The 24,730-nt window shown below is 65.7% G+C and carries 23 protein-coding genes and 1 tRNA gene; 14 read left to right on the top strand and 10 right to left on the bottom strand.

Annotated elements, in window-relative coordinates; genetic code table 11:
* Window positions 1-54: 54 nt before the first annotated feature.
* From QE393_RS02680 to QE393_RS02670, 3 genes are all read left to right on the top strand, one after another.
* Window positions 55-192, top strand: a complete 138-nt coding sequence (locus QE393_RS02680; RefSeq protein ID WP_007159685.1) for a hypothetical protein — start codon at window positions 55-57, stop codon at window positions 190-192.
* Window positions 193-312: 120 nt separating this feature from the next.
* Entirely contained in the window at window positions 313-858 is a 546-nt protein-coding gene (locus QE393_RS02675) for a hypothetical protein (RefSeq protein ID WP_310041999.1), read from the top strand.
* A 286-nt stretch (window positions 859-1,144) separates the two neighbouring features.
* On the top strand, window positions 1,145-2,185 hold the full coding sequence (locus tag QE393_RS02670) for an acyltransferase (protein WP_273808569.1): 1,041 nt from the start codon (window positions 1,145-1,147) through the stop codon (window positions 2,183-2,185).
* A gap of 152 nt (window positions 2,186-2,337) precedes the next feature.
* Here QE393_RS02670 and QE393_RS02665 read toward each other — a convergent pair whose 3' ends face one another.
* From QE393_RS02665 to queA, 6 genes are all read right to left on the bottom strand, one after another.
* Entirely contained in the window at window positions 2,338-2,865 is a 528-nt protein-coding gene (locus tag QE393_RS02665; protein ID WP_133863139.1) for a glycine zipper 2TM domain-containing protein, read from the bottom strand.
* 59 nt (window positions 2,866-2,924) lie between these two features.
* Complete coding sequence (secF, locus tag QE393_RS02660) at window positions 2,925-3,833, bottom strand: protein translocase subunit SecF (RefSeq protein ID WP_310041996.1); 909 nt, start codon at window positions 3,831-3,833, stop codon at window positions 2,925-2,927.
* Window positions 3,834-3,843: 10 nt separating this feature from the next.
* A complete protein-coding gene (gene secD, locus QE393_RS02655) occupies window positions 3,844-5,712 on the bottom strand; it encodes a protein translocase subunit SecD (RefSeq protein ID WP_273808566.1) in 1,869 nt (622 codons plus the stop codon).
* A gap of 64 nt (window positions 5,713-5,776) precedes the next feature.
* On the bottom strand, window positions 5,777-6,121 hold the full coding sequence (yajC, locus tag QE393_RS02650) for a preprotein translocase subunit YajC (RefSeq protein WP_007162951.1): 345 nt from the start codon (window positions 6,119-6,121) through the stop codon (window positions 5,777-5,779).
* 147 nt (window positions 6,122-6,268) lie between these two features.
* The gene (gene tgt, locus QE393_RS02645; protein ID WP_051226203.1) at window positions 6,269-7,387 is read right to left on the bottom strand and encodes a tRNA guanosine(34) transglycosylase Tgt; all 1,119 of its coding nucleotides are present in this window, start codon (window positions 7,385-7,387) and stop codon (window positions 6,269-6,271) included.
* 10 nt (window positions 7,388-7,397) lie between these two features.
* Window positions 7,398-8,441 (bottom strand): tRNA preQ1(34) S-adenosylmethionine ribosyltransferase-isomerase QueA, encoded by a 1,044-nt coding sequence (queA, locus tag QE393_RS02640; RefSeq protein ID WP_115945842.1) that lies wholly within the window; start codon window positions 8,439-8,441, stop codon window positions 7,398-7,400.
* A 106-nt stretch (window positions 8,442-8,547) separates the two neighbouring features.
* Here queA and QE393_RS02635 point away from each other — a divergent pair.
* The 5 genes from QE393_RS02635 (at window position 8,548) to QE393_RS02615 (ending at window position 10,594) form a co-directional block, all read left to right on the top strand.
* A tRNA-Leu gene (locus QE393_RS02635) sits at window positions 8,548-8,632 on the top strand.
* A 244-nt stretch (window positions 8,633-8,876) separates the two neighbouring features.
* A complete protein-coding gene (locus QE393_RS02630; protein ID WP_310041992.1) occupies window positions 8,877-9,416 on the top strand; it encodes a hypothetical protein in 540 nt (179 codons plus the stop codon).
* An 83-nt stretch (window positions 9,417-9,499) separates the two neighbouring features.
* Window positions 9,500-9,670, top strand: coding sequence for a hypothetical protein (locus QE393_RS02625; RefSeq protein WP_273861990.1), 171 nt, complete (start codon window positions 9,500-9,502; stop codon window positions 9,668-9,670).
* 35 nt (window positions 9,671-9,705) lie between these two features.
* Window positions 9,706-10,173 carry a hypothetical protein gene (locus tag QE393_RS02620; protein ID WP_310041990.1) on the top strand — a complete coding sequence of 156 codons (468 nt, stop codon included), beginning with the start codon at window positions 9,706-9,708 and terminating at the stop codon, window positions 10,171-10,173.
* A 100-nt stretch (window positions 10,174-10,273) separates the two neighbouring features.
* A complete protein-coding gene (locus tag QE393_RS02615) occupies window positions 10,274-10,594 on the top strand; it encodes a hypothetical protein (RefSeq protein WP_273808556.1) in 321 nt (106 codons plus the stop codon).
* A gap of 22 nt (window positions 10,595-10,616) precedes the next feature.
* On the opposite strand, the gene lptG is transcribed toward QE393_RS02615, so the two are convergent.
* The gene (gene lptG / locus QE393_RS02610) at window positions 10,617-11,678 is read right to left on the bottom strand and encodes an LPS export ABC transporter permease LptG (protein ID WP_133863132.1); all 1,062 of its coding nucleotides are present in this window, start codon (window positions 11,676-11,678) and stop codon (window positions 10,617-10,619) included.
* Window positions 11,675-12,787: an LPS export ABC transporter permease LptF gene (lptF, locus tag QE393_RS02605; protein ID WP_273808555.1), complete on the bottom strand. Its 1,113-nt coding sequence runs from the start codon at window positions 12,785-12,787 to the stop codon at window positions 11,675-11,677. The genes lptG and lptF overlap by 4 nt, the downstream gene beginning before the upstream one ends.
* A gap of 171 nt (window positions 12,788-12,958) precedes the next feature.
* Here lptF and QE393_RS02600 point away from each other — a divergent pair, with 171 nt between their 5' ends.
* The 5 genes from QE393_RS02600 to QE393_RS02580 all read left to right on the top strand — a co-directional run bounded on the left by QE393_RS02600 (window position 12,959) and on the right by QE393_RS02580 (window position 18,594).
* Window positions 12,959-14,458 carry a leucyl aminopeptidase gene (locus QE393_RS02600; protein WP_310041987.1) on the top strand — a complete coding sequence of 500 codons (1,500 nt, stop codon included), beginning with the start codon at window positions 12,959-12,961 and terminating at the stop codon, window positions 14,456-14,458.
* A 71-nt stretch (window positions 14,459-14,529) separates the two neighbouring features.
* Window positions 14,530-14,958 (top strand): DNA polymerase III subunit chi, encoded by a 429-nt coding sequence (locus tag QE393_RS02595; RefSeq protein WP_273808553.1) that lies wholly within the window; start codon window positions 14,530-14,532, stop codon window positions 14,956-14,958.
* A gap of 4 nt (window positions 14,959-14,962) precedes the next feature.
* Window positions 14,963-15,325: a hypothetical protein gene (locus QE393_RS02590; RefSeq protein WP_273808552.1), complete on the top strand. Its 363-nt coding sequence runs from the start codon at window positions 14,963-14,965 to the stop codon at window positions 15,323-15,325.
* Window positions 15,326-15,412: 87 nt separating this feature from the next.
* The gene (locus QE393_RS02585; RefSeq protein WP_310041982.1) at window positions 15,413-18,244 is read left to right on the top strand and encodes a valine--tRNA ligase; all 2,832 of its coding nucleotides are present in this window, start codon (window positions 15,413-15,415) and stop codon (window positions 18,242-18,244) included.
* 53 nt (window positions 18,245-18,297) lie between these two features.
* Complete coding sequence (locus QE393_RS02580; RefSeq protein ID WP_310041980.1) at window positions 18,298-18,594, top strand: winged helix-turn-helix domain-containing protein; 297 nt, start codon at window positions 18,298-18,300, stop codon at window positions 18,592-18,594.
* A 3-nt stretch (window positions 18,595-18,597) separates the two neighbouring features.
* Here QE393_RS02580 and QE393_RS02575 read toward each other — a convergent pair whose 3' ends face one another.
* Together QE393_RS02575 and purL are read right to left on the bottom strand one after the other, a co-directional pair.
* Window positions 18,598-18,912, bottom strand: a complete 315-nt coding sequence (locus tag QE393_RS02575; protein ID WP_310041977.1) for an NGG1p interacting factor NIF3 — start codon at window positions 18,910-18,912, stop codon at window positions 18,598-18,600.
* Window positions 18,913-19,017: 105 nt separating this feature from the next.
* Window positions 19,018-22,917 carry a phosphoribosylformylglycinamidine synthase gene (gene purL / locus QE393_RS02570; protein WP_310041976.1) on the bottom strand — a complete coding sequence of 1,300 codons (3,900 nt, stop codon included), beginning with the start codon at window positions 22,915-22,917 and terminating at the stop codon, window positions 19,018-19,020.
* Window positions 22,918-23,232: 315 nt separating this feature from the next.
* Here purL and mltF point away from each other — a divergent pair, with 315 nt between their 5' ends.
* On the top strand, window positions 23,233-24,717 hold the full coding sequence (gene mltF, locus QE393_RS02565; RefSeq protein WP_310041975.1) for a membrane-bound lytic murein transglycosylase MltF: 1,485 nt from the start codon (window positions 23,233-23,235) through the stop codon (window positions 24,715-24,717).
* The last annotated feature ends 13 nt before the right edge of the window (window positions 24,718-24,730 follow it).

Raw genomic sequence — 24,730 nt, 5'->3', positions numbered from 1 at the left:
CCGTCGGGTCGGCGCTCCCCTCAAAGTCGGACATCCCCTGCCGAGAGCGCTGCCATGAGCGAAGACACCCGCGATCAGGAACCCCTGGACACCCCCGCCGACGGCGACGACGTCCCCGAGCACCAGAAGCCGGAAAACCTGGAAAAGCTCAAGGATTACGGCAAGGACCAGATTCCACCCGGCATCGCCTGACGCCAATCCTGAACCCCTCGACAAAAGCCGTCGACAGCGGTGGCAAAGCCCCGGCGGAGCTCTTAGCATCCGTCGGGTTGAGTGGGCCCCAGGGCCTTCGTGAAGGGAATCCAGATCACCATGACCGTCAGGTCCTACCTGTCGCCTCTCCTTGCGCCCCTGTTGGCGCTGCTGGTGCTCGTCCCCGCGCCGGCCCGGGCCGTGGACGGCTACGCCGGCATCGCCTTCGGTACCGACCAGAAAGCCTTTCTGGCGAAAAAGCTCTGCACCTTCCAGCCGCGCAAGATCGACGTGGTCGGCGTCGACTATTTCGAGTGCACCGACCTCGGCTTCGCCGGTGAAAAGGTCGAGGCCGGCGCCTTCTTCATCGATGGCCGCTTCCTGCGCCTGTCCATCGTCACGCCCCTGGCGCAGTCCTTTCTGATTGCCGAAGGCCTCACCCAGAAGTACGGCAAACCCTCCTCCCAGTCGTCGGCCGCGGCCTTCGAGCGCCTGACCCAGGACGACAATGCCCAGGCCTATCTGGCCTTCGATCACGACACCGTCGTCTACAAGTTCAGCGCCCAGGCGGCGCGCAAGAAGCAGGTCCTGCTGATCTATACCTCGCCGCGCTACGAGCCCCTGCTCAAGGAGAAGCAGCTGCAGTTCGTCAAAGACTCTCTCTAAACATCCGGTTACAGCTCGTCGGACAATTGCCCTTCGGGCGGCCAAAGTGTCGTCCCGGTCACGCATCGCCGGAAACAGGCCATGAACAATGGCAGATAGCCACGGTCAGAACGCGGGCAAGGAGCCCCTTCCTGTAACCAGCTACTTACGGACGTCGTTCCTTCGGGAGTCCTACCATGACCGAACCTGTCGCAACGCGCGCCCTGGCGTCGCAGCGTCCCTGCTTTCGTTTGCCCCAGTGCTTTGGCCTCAGCTGCACAGGTTCTCTTTTGAAAAGGATCATTCAATGAACACTCGCAATCTCTGGGTCGACTATGCCAAGGCCATTGGCATCGTGCTGGTCGTCTATGGCCACGTCGTCCGCGGCCTGCTCAACGCCGGCATCCTGCAGGACGCCGAATTCCACGGCCTGGTGGACAGCGTCATCTACAGCTTCCACATGCCGCTGTTCTTCTTCCTGTCCGGCCTGTTCTTCTACAACTCCTTCGTCAAGCGCGGCACCGGCGGCCTGCTGGTGAACAAGATCGACACCATCGTCTATCCCTTCCTGGTGTGGTCGCTGCTGCAGGGTTCGGTGGAGGCGCTGATGTCGCGCTACACCAATGGCGGCGTCAGCTTCAGCGAAGTCCTGATGGTTTGGGAGCCGCGCCAGCAGTTCTGGTTCCTCTATGCGCTGTTCTTGGTGTTCTGCCTGGCCATGCTCGCCTATCGCTGGGCCAAGCCGATGGCGTTCTTTGCCGTGTTCGCCTTTGGCGCCCTGGTCTATCTGTTCCAGAACGCCGGCCCGGAAGACTTCTTCTTCACCTTCACCGCGCAGAACTTCGTCTTCTTCGCCTTCGGCGTCTGGTTCAACAACTTCAAGCAGGCCATCGAAGAACAGGCCGGCCGCGTGATGCTGGGTTCAGGCCTGCTGTTCGTGGTGCTCGAATACTGGTTCCACGGCCTGCTGGGCCTGGTCTACACCGATCGCGGCCTGGCCACCCTGGTCCTGGCGCTGAACGGCATCATCTTCGTCAGCGCCACCTGCATGGTGCTGGCGCAGCGGCCGCTGCAATGGGTGCTGACCCTGGGCGCGCTGTCCATGCCGATCTATGTGATGCACGTGCTGAGCGGCAGTGGCGCACGCATCATCCTGAGCAAGGGCCTGCACATCAACGACGGGCTGCTGCACATCATCGCCGGTTGCGCCTTCGGCATCCTGGTGCCGGTGGCCATCGCCAAGCTGCTGGAAGCCCGCGGCATCAACGGTCTGTTCGAGGCGCCGGCGTGGATCTCCGCCCGGCGGTGGCTTCGGCCCAAAGCAGAAACCCCCCGCCCCGCCATCTGAGTGACGGCGCCGGCCAAGGCGCCCCGCGCGCCCGGCCGGAGCAGGTGACCTCACCGGTCACCGCGAAAGGCCCAACAAAAAACCCGCTACTAGTTGCCTGGTAGCGGGTTTTTCATTGGCTGAAGCCCTGGGGCTTCAGCCGCTGGCGCGGATCACTGGCTGGCCAGCACCTGGCCGTTCTTCACTTCCAGTTGCTTGCCCGGCTCGTGGTCCATGCGGACCTGGCCGATCTTGCCATCCAGCAGGTACTTGACGTCATAGCCGACCACCTGGTCTTTGCTGTCATTGACCGTGCTGCAGCGGGTCTGGCTGGTGGTGTAGGTGTCGCGGTTCTGCATGTATTCCTGACCCTTGTTGCCGGCGTAGCCACCGCCGACGGCACCGGCGATGGTCGCCAGGGTCTTGCCGCTGCCATTGCCGACCTGGTTGCCCAGCAGACCGCCGACGACCGCGCCTACGGCGGTCCCGGCGATCTGGTGCTGGTCCTGAACCGGCCGCCGATGCGTCACCGCGACCTCCTTGCAGACCTCGCGCGGGGTCTTGACCGTTTCCTTGACCGGCTGGACGGCGACGACCTCGGCGTACTGAGGCCCGCGGTCGACGAAACTGTACGCCACGGCGCCACCTGCGGTGGCGACGATGGCTCCCAGAACCGTACCTACGAGCATCGATTTGTTCACTACAACCTCCTGACTACTCTGTCATAGCGGGCACCTGGCCCTTTGCCATGCCTGGGACATCAGGGACGCTCGTCGAGTTCCTTGGCTTGCGGGGGAATCAGATCCTCGCTCTTCAGGTCCAGCCAGATCAGCACCACGTTGGCGATGTAGATCGACGAATAGGTACCGGCCAGCACACCGATGAACAGCGCCAGCGAGAAGCCGAACAGGTTGTCGCCGCCAAAGAACAGCAGCGCCGCCACGGCCAGCAGGGTGGAGATCGAGGTCGCCAGGGTGCGCAGCAGGGTCTGGGTGGTCGAGACGTTGATGTTCTCGATCAGACTGGCCTTGCGCAGTACCCGGAAGTTCTCCCGCACCCGGTCGAACACCACGATGGTGTCGTTGAGCGAGTAGCCGATGATGGCCAGGACCGCCGCCAGCACCGTCAGGTCGAAGGTGATCTGGAAAAACGACAGCAGACCCAGGGTCACCACCACGTCGTGCACCAGGGAAATGATGGCGCCCACGGCGAACTTCCACTGGAAGCGGAAGGCGACATAGAGCAGCACGCCTCCCAGGGCCAGCAGCATGCCCAGGCCGCCCTGGTCACGCAGTTCCTCGCCCACCTGCGGACCGACGAATTCGGTACGGGTCAGGGAGAAGCGCTCGGTGCTCGCTTTCTGCAGCGCGCCGGTCACCTGCTGGCCCAGCTGCGGGTTGTCACCCGGCATCCGTACCAGCACATCGGTGGTGGTGGCGCCGAAACTCTGTACCACGGCTTCTCCGAAGCCGGCGCCCTGCAATTCCTGACGGATCTTGCCAAGGTCGGCCGGCTGCTCGTAGCGCAGCTCGATCAGGGTACCGCCGGTGAAATCCAGGCCGAAGTTCAGCCCCTTGTAGAACCAGCTGAACAACGCCAGAACGGTCAGGAGCGCGGTGATGGCGAACGCGATATTGCGTACGCCCATGAAGTTGATGGTCTTTTTCATCGCCGCGTCCTCAAATCCACAGCTTCTTGACGTTCCGGCCGCCATAAATCAGGTTGACCATGGCACGGGTCACGAAGATGGCGGTGAACAGGGAGGTGAAGATACCCAGCGACATGGTCACGGCGAAGCCCTTGACCGGCCCGGTGCCCATGGCGAACAGGATGGCGCCCACCAGCAGGGTCGTCAGGTTGGAGTCCAGGATCGCCGTGAAGGCGCGACTGAAGCCCTCGTGGATGGCGCGCTGGATCGGCATGCCGTTGGCGATCTCTTCGCGGATCCGCGAGAAGATCAGTACGTTGGCGTCCACCGCCTGGCCCATGGTCAGGACGATACCGGCGATACCGGGCAGGGTCAGGGTGGCGTGCAGGATGGACATCAGGGCCATCAGCAAGACCATGTTGAAGCCCAGGGCGATGGTCGCCAGCAGGCCGAAGAAGCGGTAGATGGCGATCAGGAACAGCGAGACAAAGACCATGCCCCACAGCGAGGCATCGATACCCTTCTCGATGTTGTCGGCACCCAGGCTCGGGCCGAGGGTGCGTTCCTCGGCGAAGTACATGGGTGCGGCCAGGCCACCGGCACGCAGCAGCAGCGCCAGTTCCGAGGCCTCGCCCGAGCCGTTCAGGCCGGTGATGCGGAAGCTGTTGCCCAGGGCCGACTGAATGGTCGCCAGGCTGATGATGCGCCGCTCTTCCTCGAAGCCGGGCACCGCCACTTCCTTCTGCACGCCATCCACGGTCTGGGTGGTGTAGCGGGTGACCGGACGCTGCTCGATGAACACCACGGCCATGCTGCGGCCGACGTTGCTGCGGGTGGCGCGGTTGATCAGATCGCCACCATGGCCATCCAGGCGGATGTTGACCTGGGGCCGACCGTTTTCGTCGAAGCTGGCCGAGGCATCGGTGACCTGGTCACCGGTGATGATGACGTTACGCTCCAGCGGCACCGCCGGGCGACCGGGCTCGCGGAATTCGAAGCTCTCGGTGGAGGCGCGCGGGGTGTCCGCGGTGGCGGCCAGGCGGAATTCCAGGTTGGCGGTCTTGCCGAGGATGCGCTTGGCTTCGGCGGTGTCCTGCACGCCTGGCAGCTCGACCACGATGCGGTCGGCACCCTGGCGCTGCACCAGCGGCTCGGCCACGCCCAGTTCGTTGACCCGGTTGCGCACCGTAGTCAGGTTCTGGGTGACGGCATAGTTGCGGATCTCGCGCAGCTTGGCCTCGGTCAGCTGCAGCCGCAGCACCTGCAGGTCGCCCCGGGTATCGGTGGTCAGCTCGAAATCGGTGTAGTTCTTGCGGATCAGGCTCTGTGCCTGCTGCAGGTCGGCGGCGTCGGTGAAGCCGAGCTGCAGGGCACCGTTCTGGTCGGGCATGCTGCGATAGCGCACCTTCTCGCGACGCAGCAGGGTCTTGACCTCGTTGTCATAGACCTTCAGGCGCGCATCCACGGCCTTGTCCATGTCCACCGCCAGCAGGAAGTGCACACCGCCGGACAGGTCCAGGCCGAGCTTCATGGGGCTGGCGCCCAGCTTGCGCAGCCACTGCGGCGTGGTAGGCGCCAGGTTCAGGGCGACCACGAAGTCGTCGCCGAGGGTACGACGGACCACTTCCTGGGCCGGCAGCTGATCGTCGGCGCGCGTCAGGCGGATCAGCACTCGGCTGCCATTGGCGTTGAGATCACTGGACTTCACGGCGAGCTTCGCCTGCGCCAGGGCCGCGTCTACACGCTGGACCTCGGCGGGGGTCACCGCGCGTTCGGTGCTGGAAGCGCTGATCTGCAGGGCCGGATCGTCGGGGTACAGATTAGGAACCGAATAGATGGCGCCCACGACCAGTACGGCCAGGATCAGCAGGTACTTCCAGAGGGGATATTTGTTGAGCATGACACCGCCCGAGATAAAGGCGGGGCGCCTTGCGCGCCCCGGTGTTAGCTAGATTGAGGAAGGCTCAGAGCGCCTTCAGGGTGCCTTTCGGCAGGGTCGCGGCGATGGCGCCCTTCTGGAATTTCAGTTCGACGTTGTCGGACACTTCCAGCACCACGAACTCATCGGTGACCTTGTTGATGCGGCCGGCGATACCACCGGTGGTCACCACTTCGTCACCCTTCTGCAGGCCGCCGATCAGGTTCTTGTGATCCTTGGTGCGTTTGGCCTGGGGACGCCAGATCAGGAAATAGAAGATCACCACGAAGCCGATCAGGAAGATGAACTGAATGTATTCACCTCCCGGTGCAGCGTTGGCGGCCGGCGCGGCAGCTTCCTGGGCCTGGGCCGTGGAAATCAGAAAACTCATTGCACTACTCCTTGCAGAGTTGGATGACGGAAAAAGAAGAGATGCCGGGGGTCGCTCGCAGCCGTTCCGACCGCTTCGGGACCCCGCTCACGCACCTGGCGAAGGACGCGCGAGCGCCGTTTCGCCTGGACGATCGGACAGGGGCTTTCAGCGGTCGAGCGGCGGCGTAGGCAGGCCGCGCCGTGCATAGAAGGCGTCCACAAAGTCGGCCAATTTACCCTCTTGGATAGCCTGGCGCAAACCGGCCATCACCCGCTGGTAATACCGCAGGTTGTGGATCGTATTCAGCATACTCCCCAGCATTTCCCCGCATTTATCCAGATGGTGCAGATAGGCCCGGGAGAAATGTTTGCAGGTGTAACAGTCGCAGGTGGGATCCAGCGGCGTCTCGTCATGACGGTGCACGGCGTTGCGCAGCTTGAGCACGCCGGTGTCGATGAACAGATGGCCGTTGCGCGCGTTGCGGGTGGGCATCACGCAGTCGAACATGTCGACGCCACGGCGCACGCCTTCCACCAGGTCTTCCGGCTTGCCCACGCCCATCAGGTAGCGCGGCTTGTCCGCCGGCAGATGCGGCGGCAGGAAGTCCAGCACCCGGATCATCTCTTCCTTGGGCTCGCCCACCGACAGGCCGCCGATGGCGTAGCCGTCGAAGCCGATGCCTTCCAGCCCCTCCAGGGATCTCAGGCGCAGCTCTTCGTGCATGCCGCCCTGGACGATGCCGAACAGCGCCGAGGGATTGTCGCCATGGGCTTCGCGGGAGCGCTTGGCCCAGCGCAGCGACAGCTCCATGGAGCGGCGCGCGGTGTCGAAGTCCGCCGGATAAGGCGTGCACTCGTCGAAGATCATCACGATGTCCGAGCCCAGCGCACGCTGCACCGCCATGGATTCCTCAGGCCCCATGAAGACTTTGGCACCGTCCACCGGGGAGGCGAAGTAGACGCCCTCTTCCTTGATCTTGCGCAGCGCGCCCAGGCTGAACACTTGGAAGCCGCCGGAATCGGTGAGGATCGGCCCCTGCCACTGCATGAAGTCGTGCAGATCGCCATGACGCTGGATCACCTCGGTCCCGGGCCGCAGCCAGAGGTGGAAGGTGTTGCCAAGGATGATCTGGGCGCCAATGTCGGCGACGCTGTCGGGCAGCATGCCCTTGACCGTGCCGTAGGTACCGACCGGCATGAAGGCCGGGGTCTCGACTACGCCGCGGGGAAAGGTCAGGCGACCGCGACGGGCCTTGCCTTCGGTGGCCAGCAATTCGAAATTCATGAAACTCATATCAGCTCTCCGGGCCCTGGGCCCCGGGATTGCGGGTGATGAACATGGCGTCGCCATAACTGAAGAAGCGATAGCCCTCGGCCACGGCCGTCGCATAGGCGGCCATGGTCTCGCGGTAACCGGCGAAGGCCGACACCAGCATCAGCAGGGTCGACTCGGGCAGGTGGAAGTTGGTCACCAGCGCATCGACCACGTGGAAGGGCCGACCGGGATAGAGAAAGATGTCCGTCTCGCCGGCGAAGGCCTTGAGCTCACCGTCACGGGCGGCGCTTTCCAGCGAACGCACGCTGGTGGTGCCGACGGCGATCACCCGACCACCCCGGGCGCGGCAGGCGGCCACGGCATCCACCACGGCCTGGTCGACCTGCAGCCACTCGCGGTGCATGTGGTGGTCTTCGATGCGCTCGACCCGCACCGGCTGGAAGGTACCGGCGCCGACGTGCAGGGTGACGAACGCGGTCGCCACGCCCTTGGCGCGGATGGCGTCCAGCAGCGGCTCGTCGAAGTGCAATCCGGCGGTGGGCGCGGCCACCGCGCCGGCATTGCGCGCATAGACGGTCTGGTAGCGCTCGCGATCCTCGGCCTCGTCGGGCCGGTCGATATAGGGCGGCAGCGGCATGTGGCCGACCCGCTCCAGCAGCGGCAGCACCGGCTCGGCGAATTTCAGCTCGAACAGCGCCTCGTGGCGCGCCACCATCTCGGCCTCGGCACCGCCGTCGATGAGGATGCGGCTGCCCGGCTTGGGCGATTTGCTGGACCGCACATGGGCCAGCACCCGCTCTTCGTCCAGCACCCGCTCCACCAGGATCTCCAGCTTGCCGCCACTGGCCTTCTGGCCGAACAGCCGCGCCGGTATCACCCGGGTGTCGTTGAACACCATCAGATCGCCGGGCCGCAGATAACCCAGCAGATCGGCGAAATGGCGATGACTCAGCTCACCGCTGGGCCCGTCGAGCACCAGCAATCGACTGCCGCGGCGCTCGGCCAGCGGATGACGGGCGATGAGGGATTCGGGAAGGTCGAAATGGAAGTCGGCGACGTGCATGGCAGGTAGATCTCGAAAGGCCGCACAGCTTACCGGAAGCGACCTTTTTCACCAAAGCACTTTGGATTGACCGGGCCTGCCCGCGTCCCTATACTCCGCCGCCATTGCCCCGGTGGCGGAACCGGTAGACGCGGCGGATTCAAAATCCGTTTCCGAAAGGAGTGGGAGTTCGAGTCTCCCCCGGGGCACCAAGCTGTACCTTCCAGGCCGCCTTCGAGAGGCATGGAAACTGAAGAAACCGCCCATTGAGGCGGTTTTTTTGTGTCTGGCAATCGACCGTGCAGGCGTTGGTAGCTGCGGGCCATCTGCCGCCTTGCGGCAAAAGACTCGGTCTCTCGTAGCAGCGACTAGACTGCCCTGACCGGCGCGCCAGCGTCTCGTCCAGCGCACGGCGAGCGTCCCTGGAGCCGGCCCCTCACTAACCGGAGCCAACCGATGATCAGACTCGTCGTTGTCGCTGCACTCCTGCTGGTTGGCGGTTGCGCCGCCAAGGTCACCTCCTCCGCGAATCAGACGCCGATTCCCGTCTATGCCGATGCCAGAACCACGCTGGTGGTGCTGTTCAAGGCCGATGCCAAGGTTCAGGCCAACGAAAAATGGCCGCTGCTGAAGAGCGAATGGCTGGAGGCCCTGCGTACCCGCGGCCAGGCCAAGGGGCTGCAGGTCCTGACCGAGCGACCGAAGACGGCAGCGACCCTGGCCACCATCGAGGTTACCAACTTTCGCTACATGAGCTCAGGCCTGCGCTATTCGGTGGGAGTGATGGCGGGTAACGCCTGGATCAGCGCCCAGGTGCGCTACCAGGACGCCACCTCAGGGGAAACGCTGGCGACCCGCAACTACGACACCTCGTCCAGCGCGTGGGAGGGTGTATTCTCGCCAATGACGTCCGATCAGATTAAGGCGCTGGCGACCACGATCATCGATGACGTGACCATCAATTCAAGCAGCAAACCACGGCGAAGCCCTCAGTAAGTGCCGCCTGCCCGCCCAGTGAGCCACCGATCGCTCGTCCAGGCTCACCGGCGGCGTTACCCATCACCACCCGAGAAGACTGTGTGAAACCGCTCCTGCTATGCCTCGCCCTGCTACTGACCGGCTGCAACCACTACAGCCCAGCCGGCTCCGTCTGCGAACCCAGTCCATTGAGCGGCGAGGACTGCAAGCACCGGCAGGCGGTCGGTGACCACCTGATGGACAAGTATCGGGAATGGCAGCGTTACCAGTAGGCTGGTGCCTGCCAGAGGCTTGCCGAGACCTGAAGATGCGCCTGTGCCCTCCCCTGCTGCTCGTTCTGCTGCTGACCCTGTGTGGCTGCGCCGTGCAGCAACCGGCCCAGCCGACTGGTACGGGCGTCGACCTGAATCGCTCCCCCAGCTGGACCCTGCAGGCGCGGTTGCACAGCGCCCTCTATGGCTGCGAGTTGCTGGTGCTGCATGGCAACAATGCCCGTCTCGCGGGCGAACAGGCGCGTCTGGCGGACTTTCGTCAGCGGCTGAGCAGCTGCCAGACCCAGGCCGCTGACGAAGAAAAGCATGCCACGGGCCAGTTACCCACCGGCCAGGATCGACTGCTGCGCAATGCGCAGAAGGCCTACCTGGCCGCCTGGCAGGGCTATCTGGCCGGGCTCACCATCGATCATCCGGCCGACTTGCAGCAGAAGCAGTCTTATCTTAAGGCGCGATCAGCGCTGCTCGACGTGGCGGCAGAAGCACCCGGACATCCGCGCTGAGCCCTAGAAACGACCGGATAGCCAGCTGACCACCGGCAGCTGAAACGCAGGGGCAAAGCGTGCAATAGTAAGACATCGATACGGACGCGAGATTTTGCGCATGGAAACGCTCTCCCCCCTCTCCCAGGTGGCGGTCAAGGACCTGGAAACGGCCCAGACCCCCGCCCGCTTCTCCCCGGCCTTCATCGAGCGGCTGCTCTCGCGTTGCGAGACGCGCATCGACGAGATGGAAACCTGCCCCGACATGAGTGCGGATCTGCGCCTGATCCACATGCAGAACGTCGATCTGCTGGTGCGTACCGTGGTGGGCGAATGTCGCCACCGGGATCAGATCCGCCGTGTGCAGCGGATCCTGAACTTCTGCGAAGCGCACGCCGGCTGGTTGCAGCCGCAGCCGGCAGCGAGCAAGGGCGCCGCCTAGCGAGCGGCGCCGCCGGGCGGCGCTAGCCGGCCCGGCGCAGCAACAGCACCCCGGCCACGGCGCAGAGCAGCGCCGGTGCCAGCACGGCCAGCAGCGGCGAGAAGCCGAACACCAGGCTGGATGGCCCGAGCAGATCCTGGAAGATCCGCAGGGCGAAGCCGATGATCACCCCGGTGAAGATCCGCTGTCCCAAGGTCACCGAACGCAGCGGACCGAAGATGAAGGAGATCGCCATCAGCACCAGGGCGGCGGTCACCAGCGGCTGGAAGATCTTCGACCAGAACGCCAGCCAGTAGCTCTTGTTGCTCAGCCCCTGATCGGCCAGGTAGTGGATGTACCACCACAGCCCGGAAATCGACAGCGCATCCGGCTCCATGATCACGGTGTCGAGCACCTGCGGCGTCAGCTCGACGTTCCAGATCACCTTGGGCTCCTGGCGGATGCTGGTCTGGCGATTGCCGAAGTCGGTGATGCTGACGTTTTCCAGCTCCCAGTGATCGCCGCGATAGATGCCGCGCTGGGCGAAGCTGGATTGCAGCAGGTGGCGATTGTCGTCGAATTCGTAGCGCGTCACGCCCAGCAGCAGGCCATTGGGCTGCACCGCGTTGACATGGGTGTACTCGTGACCCTGACGATGCCAGAGGCCATGGCGCGAGCTCTGCGCCTTGCCGGCGCTCTGCGCCAGGGCGCGGCCGCTCTGGGCCAGGTTTTCCGACCAGGGCGCCACGTACTCGCCAACCAGGATGCCGGCGATGAGCAGCACGAACATCGGCTTCATCACCGCCCAGACGATGCGCCCCAGCGAAACGCCGGCGGCGCGCATCACGATCAGCTCGCTGCTGCTGGCCAGGGTGCCCAGGCCGATCAGGCAGCCGATGAGCGCGGCCATCGGCAGCATCTCGTAGGCGCGCCGCGGCGAGGTCAAGAGGACGAATTTGAGCGCCTCGGCGACGCCGTAGTTGTCGTCGAAGTCGCCGAGCTGGTCGATGAAGGCGAACAGCAGGGCCAGACCGACGATCACGCCCAGCACCGCGAGGATGCTGACGAAAACGGTGCGCCCAATGTACCAGTCGAGCTTGTTCATGCCGCCACCTCCGGCTTGTGACCGCGCAGACGCGCCTTGAGCGGTTCCCAGAAGGCCAGCAGCAGGCCGAGCACCAGGAACAGCAGGTGCACGCCCCACAGGCCGATGGCCGGCGGCAGGCGGCCCTTGTCCAGGGCGCCGCGGGCGGCGATCAGCAGCGACAGGTAGGCCATGTACAGCAGGATCGCCGGCAGCAGCTTGAGGAAGCGGCCCTGGCGCGGATTGACCTTGGCCAGGGGAACGGCGATGAGGGTCACGATGAACACCAGGATCGGCAGCGACAGCCGCCATTGCAGTTCGCCGCGATACTGCAGCTCGTTGCTGCGCATGAGTTCGCCGGTGGTGACGGCGTCACGCTCGCTGATGTCCTCGCTGACCGCGGGCTTGGGCAGGAGCACGCCGTAGGTGTCGTACTGCACCGCGCGGTAGTCGGCCTGGCCGGGGACGCCATCGTAGCGGAAGCCGTTCTGCAGGATCAGGTAGCGACTGCCGTCCGGGTGGATTTCCTGCCGGCCGGTGTCGGCCACCAGCACGCCCACGCCACGGTCCTTGCCACCCACGGTGGAGGTGTTGCGCTCGGAAATGAAGACGCCGCCCAGCTGGCTGCGATCCGCCGACAGGCGCTCGGTGTAGGTCACCCGCGAGTTGTCCCGCAGCGACTGGAAGCGGCCCGGTTCGAGGGTGTCGAACTCGGTCATGGCGTCCTGCTGGTTGAGGATGGTGGTGACCTTCTGCACGCCCAGAGGCGCCAGCGACAGGCTCAGCCAGGCAACCACCAGGGCCACCAGCGCGGCGGGCGCCATGCTGTAGGCCAGCAGGCGGCGCGGACTCAGGCCGGTGGCGGTGAGCACGGTCATCTCGCTGTCCAGGTACAGCCGGCCATAGGCCAGCAGGAAGCCGAGAAAGAGCCCCAGCGGCAGGATCAGCTGCAGGAAGCCGGGGATGCGGTAGGCCATGATGAGCAGCAGCACACCCGGATCCAGCAGGCCCTGGGCCGCCTGGGCCAGGTACTTGATGAAGCGGCCGCTCATGATGATCACCAGCAGCACGGCACTGACCGCACCGAGGGTGGTGAGAACTTCTCGAGACAGATAGCGGAAGACGATCAAACAGGATTCTCCAGGGTTGTCAGGCTCTGGCGCGAACGCTCACACTAGCTCGGCTGCATGGCTTGCGTTGCAAGGCCCACCCGTTGAAGGCCGATCGCCGGGAAAGGCCCTGGCGAAAGCCCCGCATTATATCCTGCGAACTCATGTGTTTGTCTTGGGGAGCTTCTCCTAATGGAATTCGTCGTCAAAAACGCTCGTCCGGAAACCCTGAAAACCGCCACGCTGGTCGTGGCCGTCGGTGAAGGCGGTGCGCTCGACGCAGCGGCCAGCGCCGTGGACGCTGCCACTTCCGGCGCCCTGAGCGCGGCCGTCAAGCGCGGCGACATCGCCGGCAAGGCCGGCCAGACCCTGCTGCTGACCAACCTGCCCGGCCTCAAGGCCGAGCGCGTGCTGCTGGTGGGTAGCGGCGCCAGCGAAGGGCTGTCCGACCGCCAGTACCGCAAACTGGCCAGCGGTGCCCTGAGCGTGCTCAAGAGCCTGGGCGGCAGCGACGCCGCCATCGCCCTGGGCGATGTGCCGGTCAAGAATCGCGATGGTTATGCCCGCCTGCGCCTGCTGACCGAGACCCTGGCCGATGGCGACTACGTCTTCGATCGCTTCAAGAGCAAGAAGGCCGAGCCGCGGCCGCTGAAGAAGCTGACCCTGGTCACCACCAAGGCCTCCCAGCCGGAGGCCGAGCGGGCCCTGGCCCATGCCCTGGCGATCACCCATGGCACCGCCTACGCCAAGGACTTCGGCAACCTGCCGCCGAACGTCTGCAATCCGGTCTATGTGGCCGATCAGGCCAAGGCCCTGGGCAAGCAGTTCAAGGACGCCGGACTCTCCGTCGAGGTGCTCGACGAGAAGAAGATGCGCGAACTGGGCATGGGCTCCTTCCTCGCCGTGGCTCAGGGCAGCGCCCAGCCGCCGCGCCTGGTGGTGCTGCAGTACCGGGGTGGCGCCAAGAATGCCCAGCCCTACACCCTGGTCGGCAAGGGCATCACCTTCGACACCGGCGGCATCAGCATCAAGCCGAGCGCCGGCATGGACGAGATGAAGTACGACATGTGCGGCGCCGCCAGCGTCCTGGGCACCTTCCGCGCCCTCATGGAGCTCAAGCCGGCGATCAACGTGGTGGGCCTGCTGGCCCTGGCCGAGAACATGCCCAGCGGCACCGCCACCCGTCCGGGTGACATCGTCACCAGCATGAGCGGCCAGACCATCGAGATCCTCAACACCGACGCCGAAGGCCGCCTGGTGCTGTGCGACACCCTCACCTACGCCGAACGCTTCCAGCCCAAGGCGGTGATCGACATCGCCACCCTGACCGGCGCCTGCATCACCGCGCTGGGTTCGCTGGTCTCGGGCCTGATGGGCAACGACGATGCCCTGATCGACCAGGTCAAGCAGGCCGGTGATCGCGCCGACGACCGCGTCTGGCAACTGCCGCTGCACGACGAGTACCAGGAGCAGCTGGACAGCCCCTTCGCCGACATGGCCAACATCGGCGGCCCCAAGGCCGGCACCATCACCGCCGGCTGCTTTTTGGCGCGCTACGCCAAGGCCTATCCCTGGGTGCACCTGGACGTGGCCGGTACCGCCTGGATCAGCGGCGGCAAGGACAAGGCCGCCACCGGTCGTCCGGTCCCGCTACTGGTGCAGTACCTGCTCGACCGCACTACCGAGGCCTGAGCCTCTCCCCAAGGCCGCGACGCCCCTACGTCGCGGCCTTGCCGTCTCCCTCCCCTTCTTCGTGATCCGCCATGACCCGTGTCGACTTCTATGTTCTGCCTTCCACCGATCCCGCGGCGCGGCTGGCCTTTGCCTGCCGGCTGGTGGACAAGGCCTGGAAGCAGGGCATGCCGGTCTATGTGCATTGTGCCGACGCCGAACAGCGCCAGCGTCTGGATGACCAGCTGTGGGCCTTCCGCCCGGACAGCTTCGTTCCTCACGATCTTGCGGAAACATCCGGCGATAGTCCGGTAGTGCTCGGCCTGACCACGCCCGCCGAGCTGAGGGGTGAGCTGCTGATCAACCTCAGCCTGGCCCCGCCGCCCTGCCATGCGGGTTTCGCCCGGATCGCCGAAGTGGTCGTCGAAGCCCCCGAAGTCCGTCAGGCGATGCGCGAAGGTTTTCGCTTCTACCGCAAGCTTGGCTATGCTCTACAGGACCATCAGCTGTCACGTGTCTGATTTCATGACCAGCACCAAGCCTCCCGCGCACGTCCTGCAAGACCTCGAAGCCATCCGCCAGGTGCTCGACAAGAGCCGTAACACGGTCCAGCCGAGCAGCGCCGATGGCATCCCCATCCTCTCCGACGTCATCGCGCCCAGCGCCGAGCGGCTCAAGGCCATTCCGCCGCTGCTCGACCAGATCGTGCCGGACGTCATCGAGGAGGTGACGCCCAGCGCGCCGCACGAAGACCTGGCCCAGGTGCGCCTGCGCCAGGAAGCACCGGCCATTCTCCAGGAGCTGCTCGACGAGCAGTTGCCGCGCCTGGAAGCCGAATTGCAGCGGCGTCTGCAGCGGCGCCTGGAAGAACTGCTGCAGCGTCCCTGAGCGCGGGGCGCCAAGGCGCCCTGCCGTCGGCGGGCCGGAGTCGCTATACTCGGAGGCTTTCCTCTTCCAGCGACAAAAGCCCCCTCCATGGACAAGACCTACCAGCCGCACGCCATCGAAACCTCCTGGTACCAGACCTGGGAACGCCAGGGCCATTTCGCGCCCCAGGGGTCGGGCGAGCCCTACACCATCATGATCCCGCCGCCGAACGTGACCGGCAGTCTGCACATGGGCCATGGCTTCAACAACGCCATCATGGACGCCCTGATCCGCTTCCGTCGCATGCAGGGTCGCAACACCCTCTGGCAGCCGGGCACGGACCACGCCGGCATCGCCACCCAGATGCTGGTGGAACGTCGCATCGGCGCCGAGGGCCTGTCGCGTCATGACCTGGGCCGGGAGAAATTCCTGGAGAAGGTCTGGGAATGGAAGAACGAATCCGGCGGCAACATCAGCCGGCAGATCCGCCGCCTGGGCTCCTCGGTGGACTGGTCGCGCGAGCGCTTCACCATGGACGAGGGCCTCTCCGAGGCGGTCAAGGAAGCCTTCGTGCGCCTGCACGAGGACGGCCTGATCTATCGCGGCAAGCGCCTGGTCAACTGGGATACCAAGCTGCACACCGCCATTTCCGACCTGGAAGTGGAAAGTCATGACGAGAAGGGTCACCTCTGGCACCTGCGCTATCCGCTGGCCGATGGCGCCCGCACCACCGAGGGCATGGACCACCTGGTGGTCGCCACCACCCGCCCCGAGACCCTGCTGGGCGACGCGGCCGTAGCCGTGCATCCGGAAGACCCGCGCTACAAGGACCTGATCGGCCAGTACGTCGAGCTGCCCCTGGTGGGCCGTCGCATTCCCATCGTCGGCGACGACTACTGCGACCCCGAATTCGGCACCGGCTGCGTCAAGATCACCCCGGCCCACGACTTCAACGACTATGAAGTCGGCAAGCGACACAACCTGCCGCTGATCAACATCTTCGATGCCGACGCGGCCGTCCTTCCCGGCGCCCAGGTGTTCAACCTGGACGGCAGCGTCAACGGCATGTTCGACGCCACCCTGCCCGCCGCCTACGCCGGCCTGGACCGCTTCGAGGCGCGCAAGCGCATCGTCGCCGACCTGGAGGCCGCCGGCCGCCTGGAAAAGATCGACGACCACGCCCTCAAGGTGCCCAAGGGCGATCGCTCCGGCACCGTGATCGAGCCCTGGCTGACCGACCAGTGGTACGTTTCCACCAAGCCCCTGGCCGAGAAGGCCATCGCCGTGGTCGAGAGCGGCGAGGTGCAATTCGTGCCCAAGCAGTACGAGAACATGTACTTCAGCTGGATGCGCGACATCCAGGACTGGTGCATCAGCCGCCAACTCTGGTGGGGCCACCGCATTCCCGCCTGGTACGACCAGGCCGGCAACGTCTACGTCGGTCGCGACGAGGCCGAGGTACGCGCCAAGCACAACCTGGGTGACATCGCCCTGCGCCAGGACGACGATGTCCTGGACACCTGGTTCAGCTCCGGCCTGTGGACCTTCTCCACCCTGGGCTGGCCCGAGCAGACCGAGGCGCTGAAAACCTTCCACCCCACCGACGTGCTGGTCACCGGCTTCGACATCATCTTCTTCTGGGTCGCCCGGATGATCATGCTGTCCACCCACCTGACCGGGCAGATCCCGTTCAAGACCGTCTACGTCCATGGCCTGGTGCGCGACGGCCAGGGCCAGAAGATGTCCAAGTCCAAGGGCAACGTGCTCGACCCGCTGGACATCGTCGACGGCATCGACCTGGACACCCTGCTGGAGAAGCGCACCAGCGGCCTGATGCAGCCCAAGCTGGCCGAGAAGATCGCCAAGCAGACCCGCGCCGAATTCCCGGACGGCATCGCCAGTTACGGCACCGACGCCCTGAGATTCACCTTCTGCTCCCTGGCCACCACCGGCCGCGACATCAAGTTCGACATGGGGCGCGTCGAGGGCTACCGCAACTTCTGCAACAAGCTGTGGAACGCGGCGAACTTCGTCATGGAGAACGTCGAGGGCCAGGACACCGGCGTCAACGACGAACCCGTCGAGCTGTCCTCGGTGGATCGCTGGATCATCTCCCAGCTGCAACGCACCGAGGCCGAGGTGACCCGCCAGCTCGACGCCTTCCGCTTCGACCTGGCCACCCAGGCGCTCTACGAATTCGTCTGGGACGAGTACTGCGCCTGGTACCTGGAACTGGTCAAGCCGGTACTGTGGGACGAGAACGCCTCCCTCGAGCGTCAGCGCGGCACTCGCCGTACCCTGGCGCGGGTGCTGGAAGTGGTGCTGCGCCTGGCGCATCCCTTCATGCCCTTCATCACCGAGGAGATCTGGCAGCGCCTCAAGGCGCCGGCCGGTGTCCAGGGCGAGACCCTGATGCTGCAACCCTGGCCGGTGGCCAACGAGGCGCGCATCGACGTCGCCGCCGAAGGCGACATCGAGTGGGTCAAGGCGCTGATGCTGGGCGTACGCCAGATCCGTGGCGAGATGAAGATCTCCATGGCCAAGCGCATCGACATCATCGTCGCCAATGCCAGTGCCGAGGACCAGCGCCGCCTGGCCGACTTCGAGCCGCTGCTGAACAAGCTGGCCAAGCTGGAATCGGTCCGTGTACTGGCCGCCGGCGAGGAAGCACCGATGTCCGCCACCACCCTGGTGGGCGAGATGGAAGTGCTGGTGCCCATGGCCGGCCTGATCGACAAGGACGCCGAACTTACGCGTCTGGACAAGGAGATCGGCCGCCTGGAAGGCGAGGTCAAGCGCGTCGGCGGCAAGCTGGCCAACGAAGGTTTCGTCGCCAAGGCCCCGGCCGAGGTCCTGGAGAAGGAGCGCGCCAAGCTGGCCGAGGCCGAACAGGCCCTGGCCAAGCTGGTGGACCAGCGGCAGCGCATCGCCACCCTCTGATGCCCCTGAAGCCCACCCTCGCGGTGGGCTTTTTATTGACCAGGACGACTCTCATGGACGTGAGCAAGACCAAGACCAGCTTCTATCGCCGACTCTATGTGGCCTGGCTGGTGGCCAGCGGCACCGCCACCAGCGTACCGGCCCTGATGACCGCCACCGGTATGCCGCGGCGTACCGCCCAGGACACCCTGCTGGCCCTGGCCGACCTGGATATCGACTGCCAGTTCGTGCAGGGCGAAGGCGCCCGCAACAACGCCGGCGGCTACGAGATCCGCGACTGGGGCGCGGTGGATCCACGCTGGGTAGAGCGTGAATTGCCGCGGATCAGGACGGTCCTGGGCTATCCCTGAACCCTAGAAATCCAGCACCTGCACCACGTCATAGGCCGGCGTCTCATAGGGATGCGCGGCCTTGAGCGCCGCCACCGCCTGGCGGGCGATCAGCTCGTCAGCCAGCACCAGTTCCACCCGCCATTCCGCCACGCGTTCGAGACTGCCCTGCTCGCCCAGGTGCGGCCGGCTGCCCGGCAACGGGCGGAACTGGCCGAGGCCCTGGACCTGCCAGCAGCAGCTGTCGTAGCGGCCGATGCGACCGCCACCCACGGCGAAGATCGCCTGCTTGACGGCTTCGAGGTGAGCGTCGGGGACGTAGAAACACAGTTTGAGCATCGAGAACTCCGGGGACGCTGGACGACCGCCTCAGCTTAAGCCCTTCCCAGAAAGACGAAACCCGCGCCTGGGCGCGGGTTTCGTCAGAGCGGCAAGCCGGCGGACCTAGTCCACCCAGACCCGCGCATTGCGGAACAGGCGCATCCAGCCGCCGTCCTCGCCCTGCCAGTCGGCCGGGATCCAGGAGTTCTGCACGGCGCGGAAGCAGCGCTCGGGGTGCGGCATCATCAAGAGCACGCGACCGTCCTGACTGGACAGACCGGTGATGCCCAGCGGCGAGCCGTTGGGGTTGGCCGGATAGGTCTCGGTGACCTTGCTGTGACCATCGACATAGCGCAGCGCCACGGTGCCGGAGACGTCGGCGGCGACCAGCGCCTGCTGGTTCGGGTACTCGGCGAAGCCTTCACCGTGGGCGATGGCGATGGGCAGTCGCGACCCGGCCATGCCGGCGAGGAACAGCGAGGGCGAATCCTGCACCTGGACCATGGCCACCCGCGCCTCGAACTGCTCGGACCGGTTGCGCACGAAGCGCGGCCAGAATTCGCTGCCGGGCACCAGCTCGCGCAGGTTGGCGACCATCTGGCAGCCGTTGCACACGCCCAGGGTAAAGGTGTCGGTGCGCTCGAAGAACTGCTGGAAGCCGTCACGGGCACGGGCGTTGAACAGGATGGACTTGGCCCAGCCACCGCCGGCGCCGAGGACGTCGCCATAGGAGAAGCCGCCACAGGCCACCACGCCCTTGAAGTCCGCCAGGTCGATGCGCCCGGAGAGGATGTCGCTCATGTGCACGTCGATGGCGGCGAAGCCGGCGCGATCGAAGGCCGCGCCCATCTCGACCTGACCGTTGACACCCTGCTCGCGCAGGATGGCAACCTGCGGCCGCACGCCCTTCTTGACGTAGGGGGCGCAGATGTCTTCATTGGGATCAAAGGCCAGTTTGGCCGACAGACCCGGATGATCCTCTTCCAGCAGGGCATCGAATTCCTGCTGGGCGCACTCGGCGTTGTCGCGCAGGCGCTGGATCTGGAAGCTGGTCTCGCTCCAGACGCGCTGCAGCATGCGCCGCTCGGCCCGGTAGAGGTGCTCGTCGTGGTAGTGGATGTTGATCTCGTAGCCGTTGACCGGGTTGCCGATCACCGCCACGCAGTCTTCCAGACCGGCCGCGCTGAACTGGGCCAACACCTCGTGGGTGAAGTCCTGGGGCACCTGGATGACCGCGCCCAGTTCTTCGGCGAACAGCGCGCGGGTCAGCTCGTCACGGTCGGCGGCCAGGGCGTCCAGGCGCAGGGCCAGGCCGCAGTGACCGGCGAAGGCCATTTCCACCACGGTGGTGATGAGGCCACCGTCGGAACGGTCGTGGTAGGCCAGCAGCAGGCCGTCCTGATTGAGCCCCTGGATCACCGCGAAGAAGGCCTTGAGGTCTTCGGCCTGGTCGACGTCGGGGGCCTGCTGGCCGAGCTTGCCATGGGTCTGGGCGAGGATTGAGCCACCCAGGCGATTCTGGCCGCGACCCAGGTCGATGAGGATCAGGTCGGTCTGGCCCTTGTCCAGGCGCAGCTGGGGGGTCAGGGTGCGGCGGATGTCCTGCACCGGGGCGAAGCCGGTGATCACCAGCGACAGCGGCGCGGTGACGCTCTTGTCTTCGCCGCCGTCCTGCCAGCGGGTCTTCATGGACATGGAGTCCTTGCCGACCGGGATGGTAATGCCCAGCTGCGGGCACAGCTCCATGCCCACCGCCTTGACGGTCTCATAGAGACGCGCGTCTTCGCCCGGGTGGCCGGCAGCGGCCATCCAGTTGGCGGACAGCTTGATGTCGCCGAGCTTCTCGATGCGTGCGGCGGCCAGGTTGGTGATGGTCTCGCCGATGGCCATGCGGCCCGAGGCGGGCGCGTCGAGCAGCGCCAGCGGGGTGCGTTCGCCCATGGCCATGGCTTCGCCGGTGTGGACGTCGAAGCTGGTGGCGGTCACGGCGCAGTCGGCCACCGGCACCTGCCAGGGGCCGACCATCTGGTCGCGGGCGACCAGGCCGGTGATGGTGCGGTCGCCGATGGTGATCAGGAAGCTCTTGCTGGCCACGGCCGGGTGGCGCAGGACGCGCTCCACCGACTCGGTCAGGTCCAGGCCGGCGCCGTCGAAGGCGTCGCCCAGCTCGGCTTCCCGGGTGGCGCTGCGGTGCATGCGCGGCGGCTTGCCGAGCAGGACGTCCAGCGGCATGTCCACCGCGTGGTTGCCGAAGTGGCTGTCGGCCACGGTCAGCTGGCGCTCCTCGGTGGCTTCGCCGACCACGGCGAAGGGGCAACGCTCGCGTTCGCAGATGGCCTTGAAGGTCTCGAAGTTCTCGGCGTCCACGGAGAGCACGTAGCGCTCCTGGGACTCGTTGCACCAGATCTCCAGCGGACTCATGCCCGGCTCGTCGTTGGGCACGTTGCGCAATTCGAAACGACCGCCGCGACCGGCATCGTTGACCAGCTCGGGGAAGGCGTTGGACAGGCCGCCCGCACCCACGTCGTGGATGAAGGTGATGGGGTTGTTTTCACCCAGCTGCCAGCAGCGGTCGATGACCTCCTGGCAGCGACGCTCCATTTCCGGGTTCTCGCGCTGCACCGAGGCAAAATCCAGGTCGGCGGAGCTGGCGCCGGTGGACATGGACGAGGCCGCGCCGCCGCCCAGGCCGATCAGCATGGCCGGACCGCCCAGCACGATGAGCTTGCCGCCCACCGAGATGTCGCCCTTCTGCACGTGGTCGGCGCGGATGTTGCCCAGGCCGCCGGCGAGCATGATCGGCTTGTGATAGCCACGCACCTCGGGACCGCGAGGGGTCTGGACCTGCTGTTCGAAGGTGCGGAAGTAGCCGGCCAGGGCCGGGCGACCGAATTCGTTATTGAAGGCGGCGCCACCCAGCGGGCCTTCGATCATGATATCCAGCGGGGTGACGATGCGCTCGGGCTTGCCGTAGGGCTGCTCCCAGGGCTGCTCGAAACCGGGGATGTTCAGGTTGGAGACGGTGAAGCCGGTCAGGCCCGCCTTGGGCTTGGAGCCGCGGCCGGTGGCGCCTTCGTCGCGGATCTCGCCGCCGGAGCCAGTGGAGGCGCCGGGGAAGGGGGCGATGGCGGTCGGGTGGTTGTGGGTCTCCACCTTCATCAGGATGTGCACGGGCTGGCTGTGCGCCCCGTACTCGCGGGACTCGGCGTCGGGGTAGAAGCGCCCGGCGGTGAAGCCTTCCATGACCGCGGCGTTGTCCTTGTAGGCGGACAGCACGCCGGTGCGGTTCATCTCGTAGGTGTTCTTGATCATGCCGAACAGCGACTTCTCCTGGCTCTCGCCGTCGAGGTCCCAGCTGGCATTGAAGATCTTGTGCCGGCAGTGCTCGGAGTTGGCCTGGGCGAACATCATGAGTTCGATGTCATGGGGGTTGCGCCCCAGGGCGGTGAAGCTCTTGACCAGGTAGTCGATCTCGTCATCGGCCAGGGCCAGGCCCAGCTCGAGATTGGCCTGCTCCAGCGCGGCGTGACCACCGCCGAGCACGTCCACCGCGGTGAGCGGCCTGGGCGTGGCATGGCTGAAGATGTCGGCAGCGGCGTCCAGGGCCGGCAGCACGCGCTGGGTCATGCGGTCATGCAGGGCCGCGGCCAGCTGCGCGTGGGCAGCGGCGTCCAGTTCGCCGGCGACATGGTAGGCCACGCCGCGCTCCAGGCGCTCGATCTGCGCGAGGCCACAGTTGTGGGCGATGTCGGTGGCCTTGCTCGACCAGGGCGAGATGGTGCCCAGGCGGGGCACGATGAGGAACAGTGCGCCGCTGGGTTCCTGCTGGGGGACGCTGGGGCCGTATTGCAGCAGTCGGCCGAGGATGCCCTCTTCCTCCGCGCTCAGGGTGCCGGCGACTTCGGCGAAATGAACGAACTCGGCATAGAGCCCGGAGACACCGGGAACCAGGCGAGTCAGCTGGTCGAGAAGTTTGCCGTGACGGAACGAAGAAAGAGCGGGAGCGCCGCGCAGGATCAGCATCGGGGACAGCCTCGGGGCCAAGTCACTTTGGGGCCGTGCATTCTAGCCTAAAGGCGCGCCGGGGACACCTTCCGGCGACGAGGGTTCATGCAGCCTTACCACCACCCCTGTATGTATAAAATGGGCGCTGTGCCACTTCTCGCGTATACTGCCCGCCGTTACGGCCTGCCGCGCCCCATGGACGCGGCTCCCCATTGGGCTCAGGATAGAGCCTTTGGCCGGACCGGTGGCGCGGAGCGTCCCGACCATAACGAGTGCCCGGAGGGGCCACCGATGAGGCGCGTCAGCAAGGCGCCAGTGCCGTTTTGATGCCGTATGGCCGAGCTAGCCCATTTGAATAGAGCCTTCAAGCGATTCGCCTGGCTTACCCTGCCCTTCCTCGCCTTGCTCATGAGCTGCGGGGAGGCCGACGTGCCTGCGCCGCCCAAGCCGACCGCGCTGGAGCAGGTGCAGCAGGCGGGTGTGCTGCGCGTGGTGACGCGCAACAGTCCGGCGACCTACTTCCAGGACCGCAACGGCGAGACCGGTTTCGAATACGAACTGGTCAAGGGCTTCGCCGAATCGCTCAAGGTGCGCCTGGAAATCAGCACCGCCGACAACCTCGACGACCTCTTCAATCGCCTGACCGCGCCGGACGGCCCGGTGATCGCCGCGGCCGGCCTCACGCCTTCGATCAATCGCCAGAATCTGAAATTTTCCCGCAGCTATCTGGACGTGGTGCCCCAGGTCATCTACCGCAACGGCACCGTCCGCCCCAGCACGCCCAAGGATCTGGTCGGCAAGCGCATCCTGGTGCTCAAGGGCAGCAGCCAGGCGCAGCAGCTCAGGGCGTTGCAGGCTCAGGTAGCGGGACTCACCTTCGACGAGTCCGATCAGGTGGAGGTCAGCGACCTGTTGCGCATGGTCGACGAAGGCCAGATCGACCTGACCCTGGTGGATTCCAACGAACTGGCCATGAACCAGGTGTACTTCCCCAACGTGCGGGTGGCCTTCGACCTGGGCGACAACCAGGGCCAGGCCTGGGCGCTGCAACCCGGCGCGGACGACAGCCTGCTCGATGCGGTCAACGCCTACCTCGACAAGGTCCGCCGCGACGGCACCCTGCAGCAGCTCAAGGAGCGCTACTACGGTCACGTCGACGTCCTTGGCTATGTGGGCGCCTACACCTTCGCCCAGCACCTGCAGGAACGCCTGCCCAAGTACGAGAAGCACTTCCGCAAGGTGGCGCAGAAGCATCAGCTGGACTGGCGCCTGCTCGCCGCCATGGGCTACCAGGAGTCGCTGTGGACCCCGGACGCCACCTCCAAGACCGGGGTGCGCGGCCTGATGATGCTGACCAACAACACGGCCCAGGCCATGGGCGTCGCCAACCGCCTGGATCCGGAGCAGAGCATCACCGGTGGCGCCAAGTATTTCGACCAGATCCGCGACGAGTTGCCCGACAGCATCCACGAACCGGATCGCACCTGGTTCGCCCTGGCCACCTACAACATCGGCATCGCCCACATCCTCGACGCCCGCCGCCTGGCCGAATCCCAGGGCCTGGACCCGGATCGCTGGCTGGACGTGAAGAAGATGCTGCCGCGCCTGGCGCAGAAGCAGTGGTACAGCAAGACCCGCTACGGCTACGCCCGCGGCGGCGAAACGGTGGAGTTCGTGCAGAACGTGCGCCGTTATTACGACATCCTCACCTGGACCACCCAGCCGCAGATGGAAGGCCAGCAACTGGCCAAGACCGGCCTGCACGTCCCCGCCATCGCCGACGACCGCCCCGCCCGGGAAACGCCCCAGGACATGTGAGGCACGGCGCGCT

This window comes from Pseudomonas sp. SORGH_AS_0211 (assembly GCF_031453455.1).
Lineage (GTDB): Bacteria > Pseudomonadota > Gammaproteobacteria > Pseudomonadales > Pseudomonadaceae > Chryseomonas > Chryseomonas aestiva.
This window is presented reverse-complemented; position numbering and strand designations above follow the sequence as displayed.

Excerpts from the sequence above, each read along its gene's own strand:
- QE393_RS02680 (WP_007159685.1), top strand. The coding sequence starts at position 55 with ATGAGCGAAGACACCCGCGATCAGGAACCCCTGGACACCCCCGCCGAC.
- QE393_RS02675 (WP_310041999.1), top strand. The coding sequence starts at position 313 with ATGACCGTCAGGTCCTACCTGTCGCCTCTCCTTGCGCCCCTGTTGGCG.
- QE393_RS02670 (WP_273808569.1), top strand. The coding sequence starts at position 1,145 with ATGAACACTCGCAATCTCTGGGTCGACTATGCCAAGGCCATTGGCATC.
- secF (WP_310041996.1), bottom strand. The coding sequence starts at position 3,833 with ATGAAAAAGACCATCAACTTCATGGGCGTACGCAATATCGCGTTCGCC.
- secD (WP_273808566.1), bottom strand. The coding sequence starts at position 5,712 with ATGCTCAACAAATATCCCCTCTGGAAGTACCTGCTGATCCTGGCCGTA.
- yajC (WP_007162951.1), bottom strand. The coding sequence starts at position 6,121 with ATGAGTTTTCTGATTTCCACGGCCCAGGCCCAGGAAGCTGCCGCGCCG.
- tgt (WP_051226203.1), bottom strand. The coding sequence starts at position 7,387 with ATGAATTTCGAATTGCTGGCCACCGAAGGCAAGGCCCGTCGCGGTCGC.
- queA (WP_115945842.1), bottom strand. The coding sequence starts at position 8,441 with ATGCACGTCGCCGACTTCCATTTCGACCTTCCCGAATCCCTCATCGCC.
- QE393_RS02630 (WP_310041992.1), top strand. The coding sequence starts at position 8,877 with ATGATCAGACTCGTCGTTGTCGCTGCACTCCTGCTGGTTGGCGGTTGC.
- QE393_RS02620 (WP_310041990.1), top strand. The coding sequence starts at position 9,706 with ATGCGCCTGTGCCCTCCCCTGCTGCTCGTTCTGCTGCTGACCCTGTGT.
- QE393_RS02615 (WP_273808556.1), top strand. The coding sequence starts at position 10,274 with ATGGAAACGCTCTCCCCCCTCTCCCAGGTGGCGGTCAAGGACCTGGAA.
- lptG (WP_133863132.1), bottom strand. The coding sequence starts at position 11,678 with ATGAACAAGCTCGACTGGTACATTGGGCGCACCGTTTTCGTCAGCATC.
- QE393_RS02600 (WP_310041987.1), top strand. The coding sequence starts at position 12,959 with ATGGAATTCGTCGTCAAAAACGCTCGTCCGGAAACCCTGAAAACCGCC.
- QE393_RS02595 (WP_273808553.1), top strand. The coding sequence starts at position 14,530 with ATGACCCGTGTCGACTTCTATGTTCTGCCTTCCACCGATCCCGCGGCG.
- QE393_RS02590 (WP_273808552.1), top strand. The coding sequence starts at position 14,963 with ATGACCAGCACCAAGCCTCCCGCGCACGTCCTGCAAGACCTCGAAGCC.
- QE393_RS02585 (WP_310041982.1), top strand. The coding sequence starts at position 15,413 with ATGGACAAGACCTACCAGCCGCACGCCATCGAAACCTCCTGGTACCAG.
- QE393_RS02580 (WP_310041980.1), top strand. The coding sequence starts at position 18,298 with ATGGACGTGAGCAAGACCAAGACCAGCTTCTATCGCCGACTCTATGTG.
- QE393_RS02575 (WP_310041977.1), bottom strand. The coding sequence starts at position 18,912 with ATGCTCAAACTGTGTTTCTACGTCCCCGACGCTCACCTCGAAGCCGTC.
- purL (WP_310041976.1), bottom strand. The coding sequence starts at position 22,917 with ATGCTGATCCTGCGCGGCGCTCCCGCTCTTTCTTCGTTCCGTCACGGC.
- mltF (WP_310041975.1), top strand. The coding sequence starts at position 23,233 with ATGGCCGAGCTAGCCCATTTGAATAGAGCCTTCAAGCGATTCGCCTGG.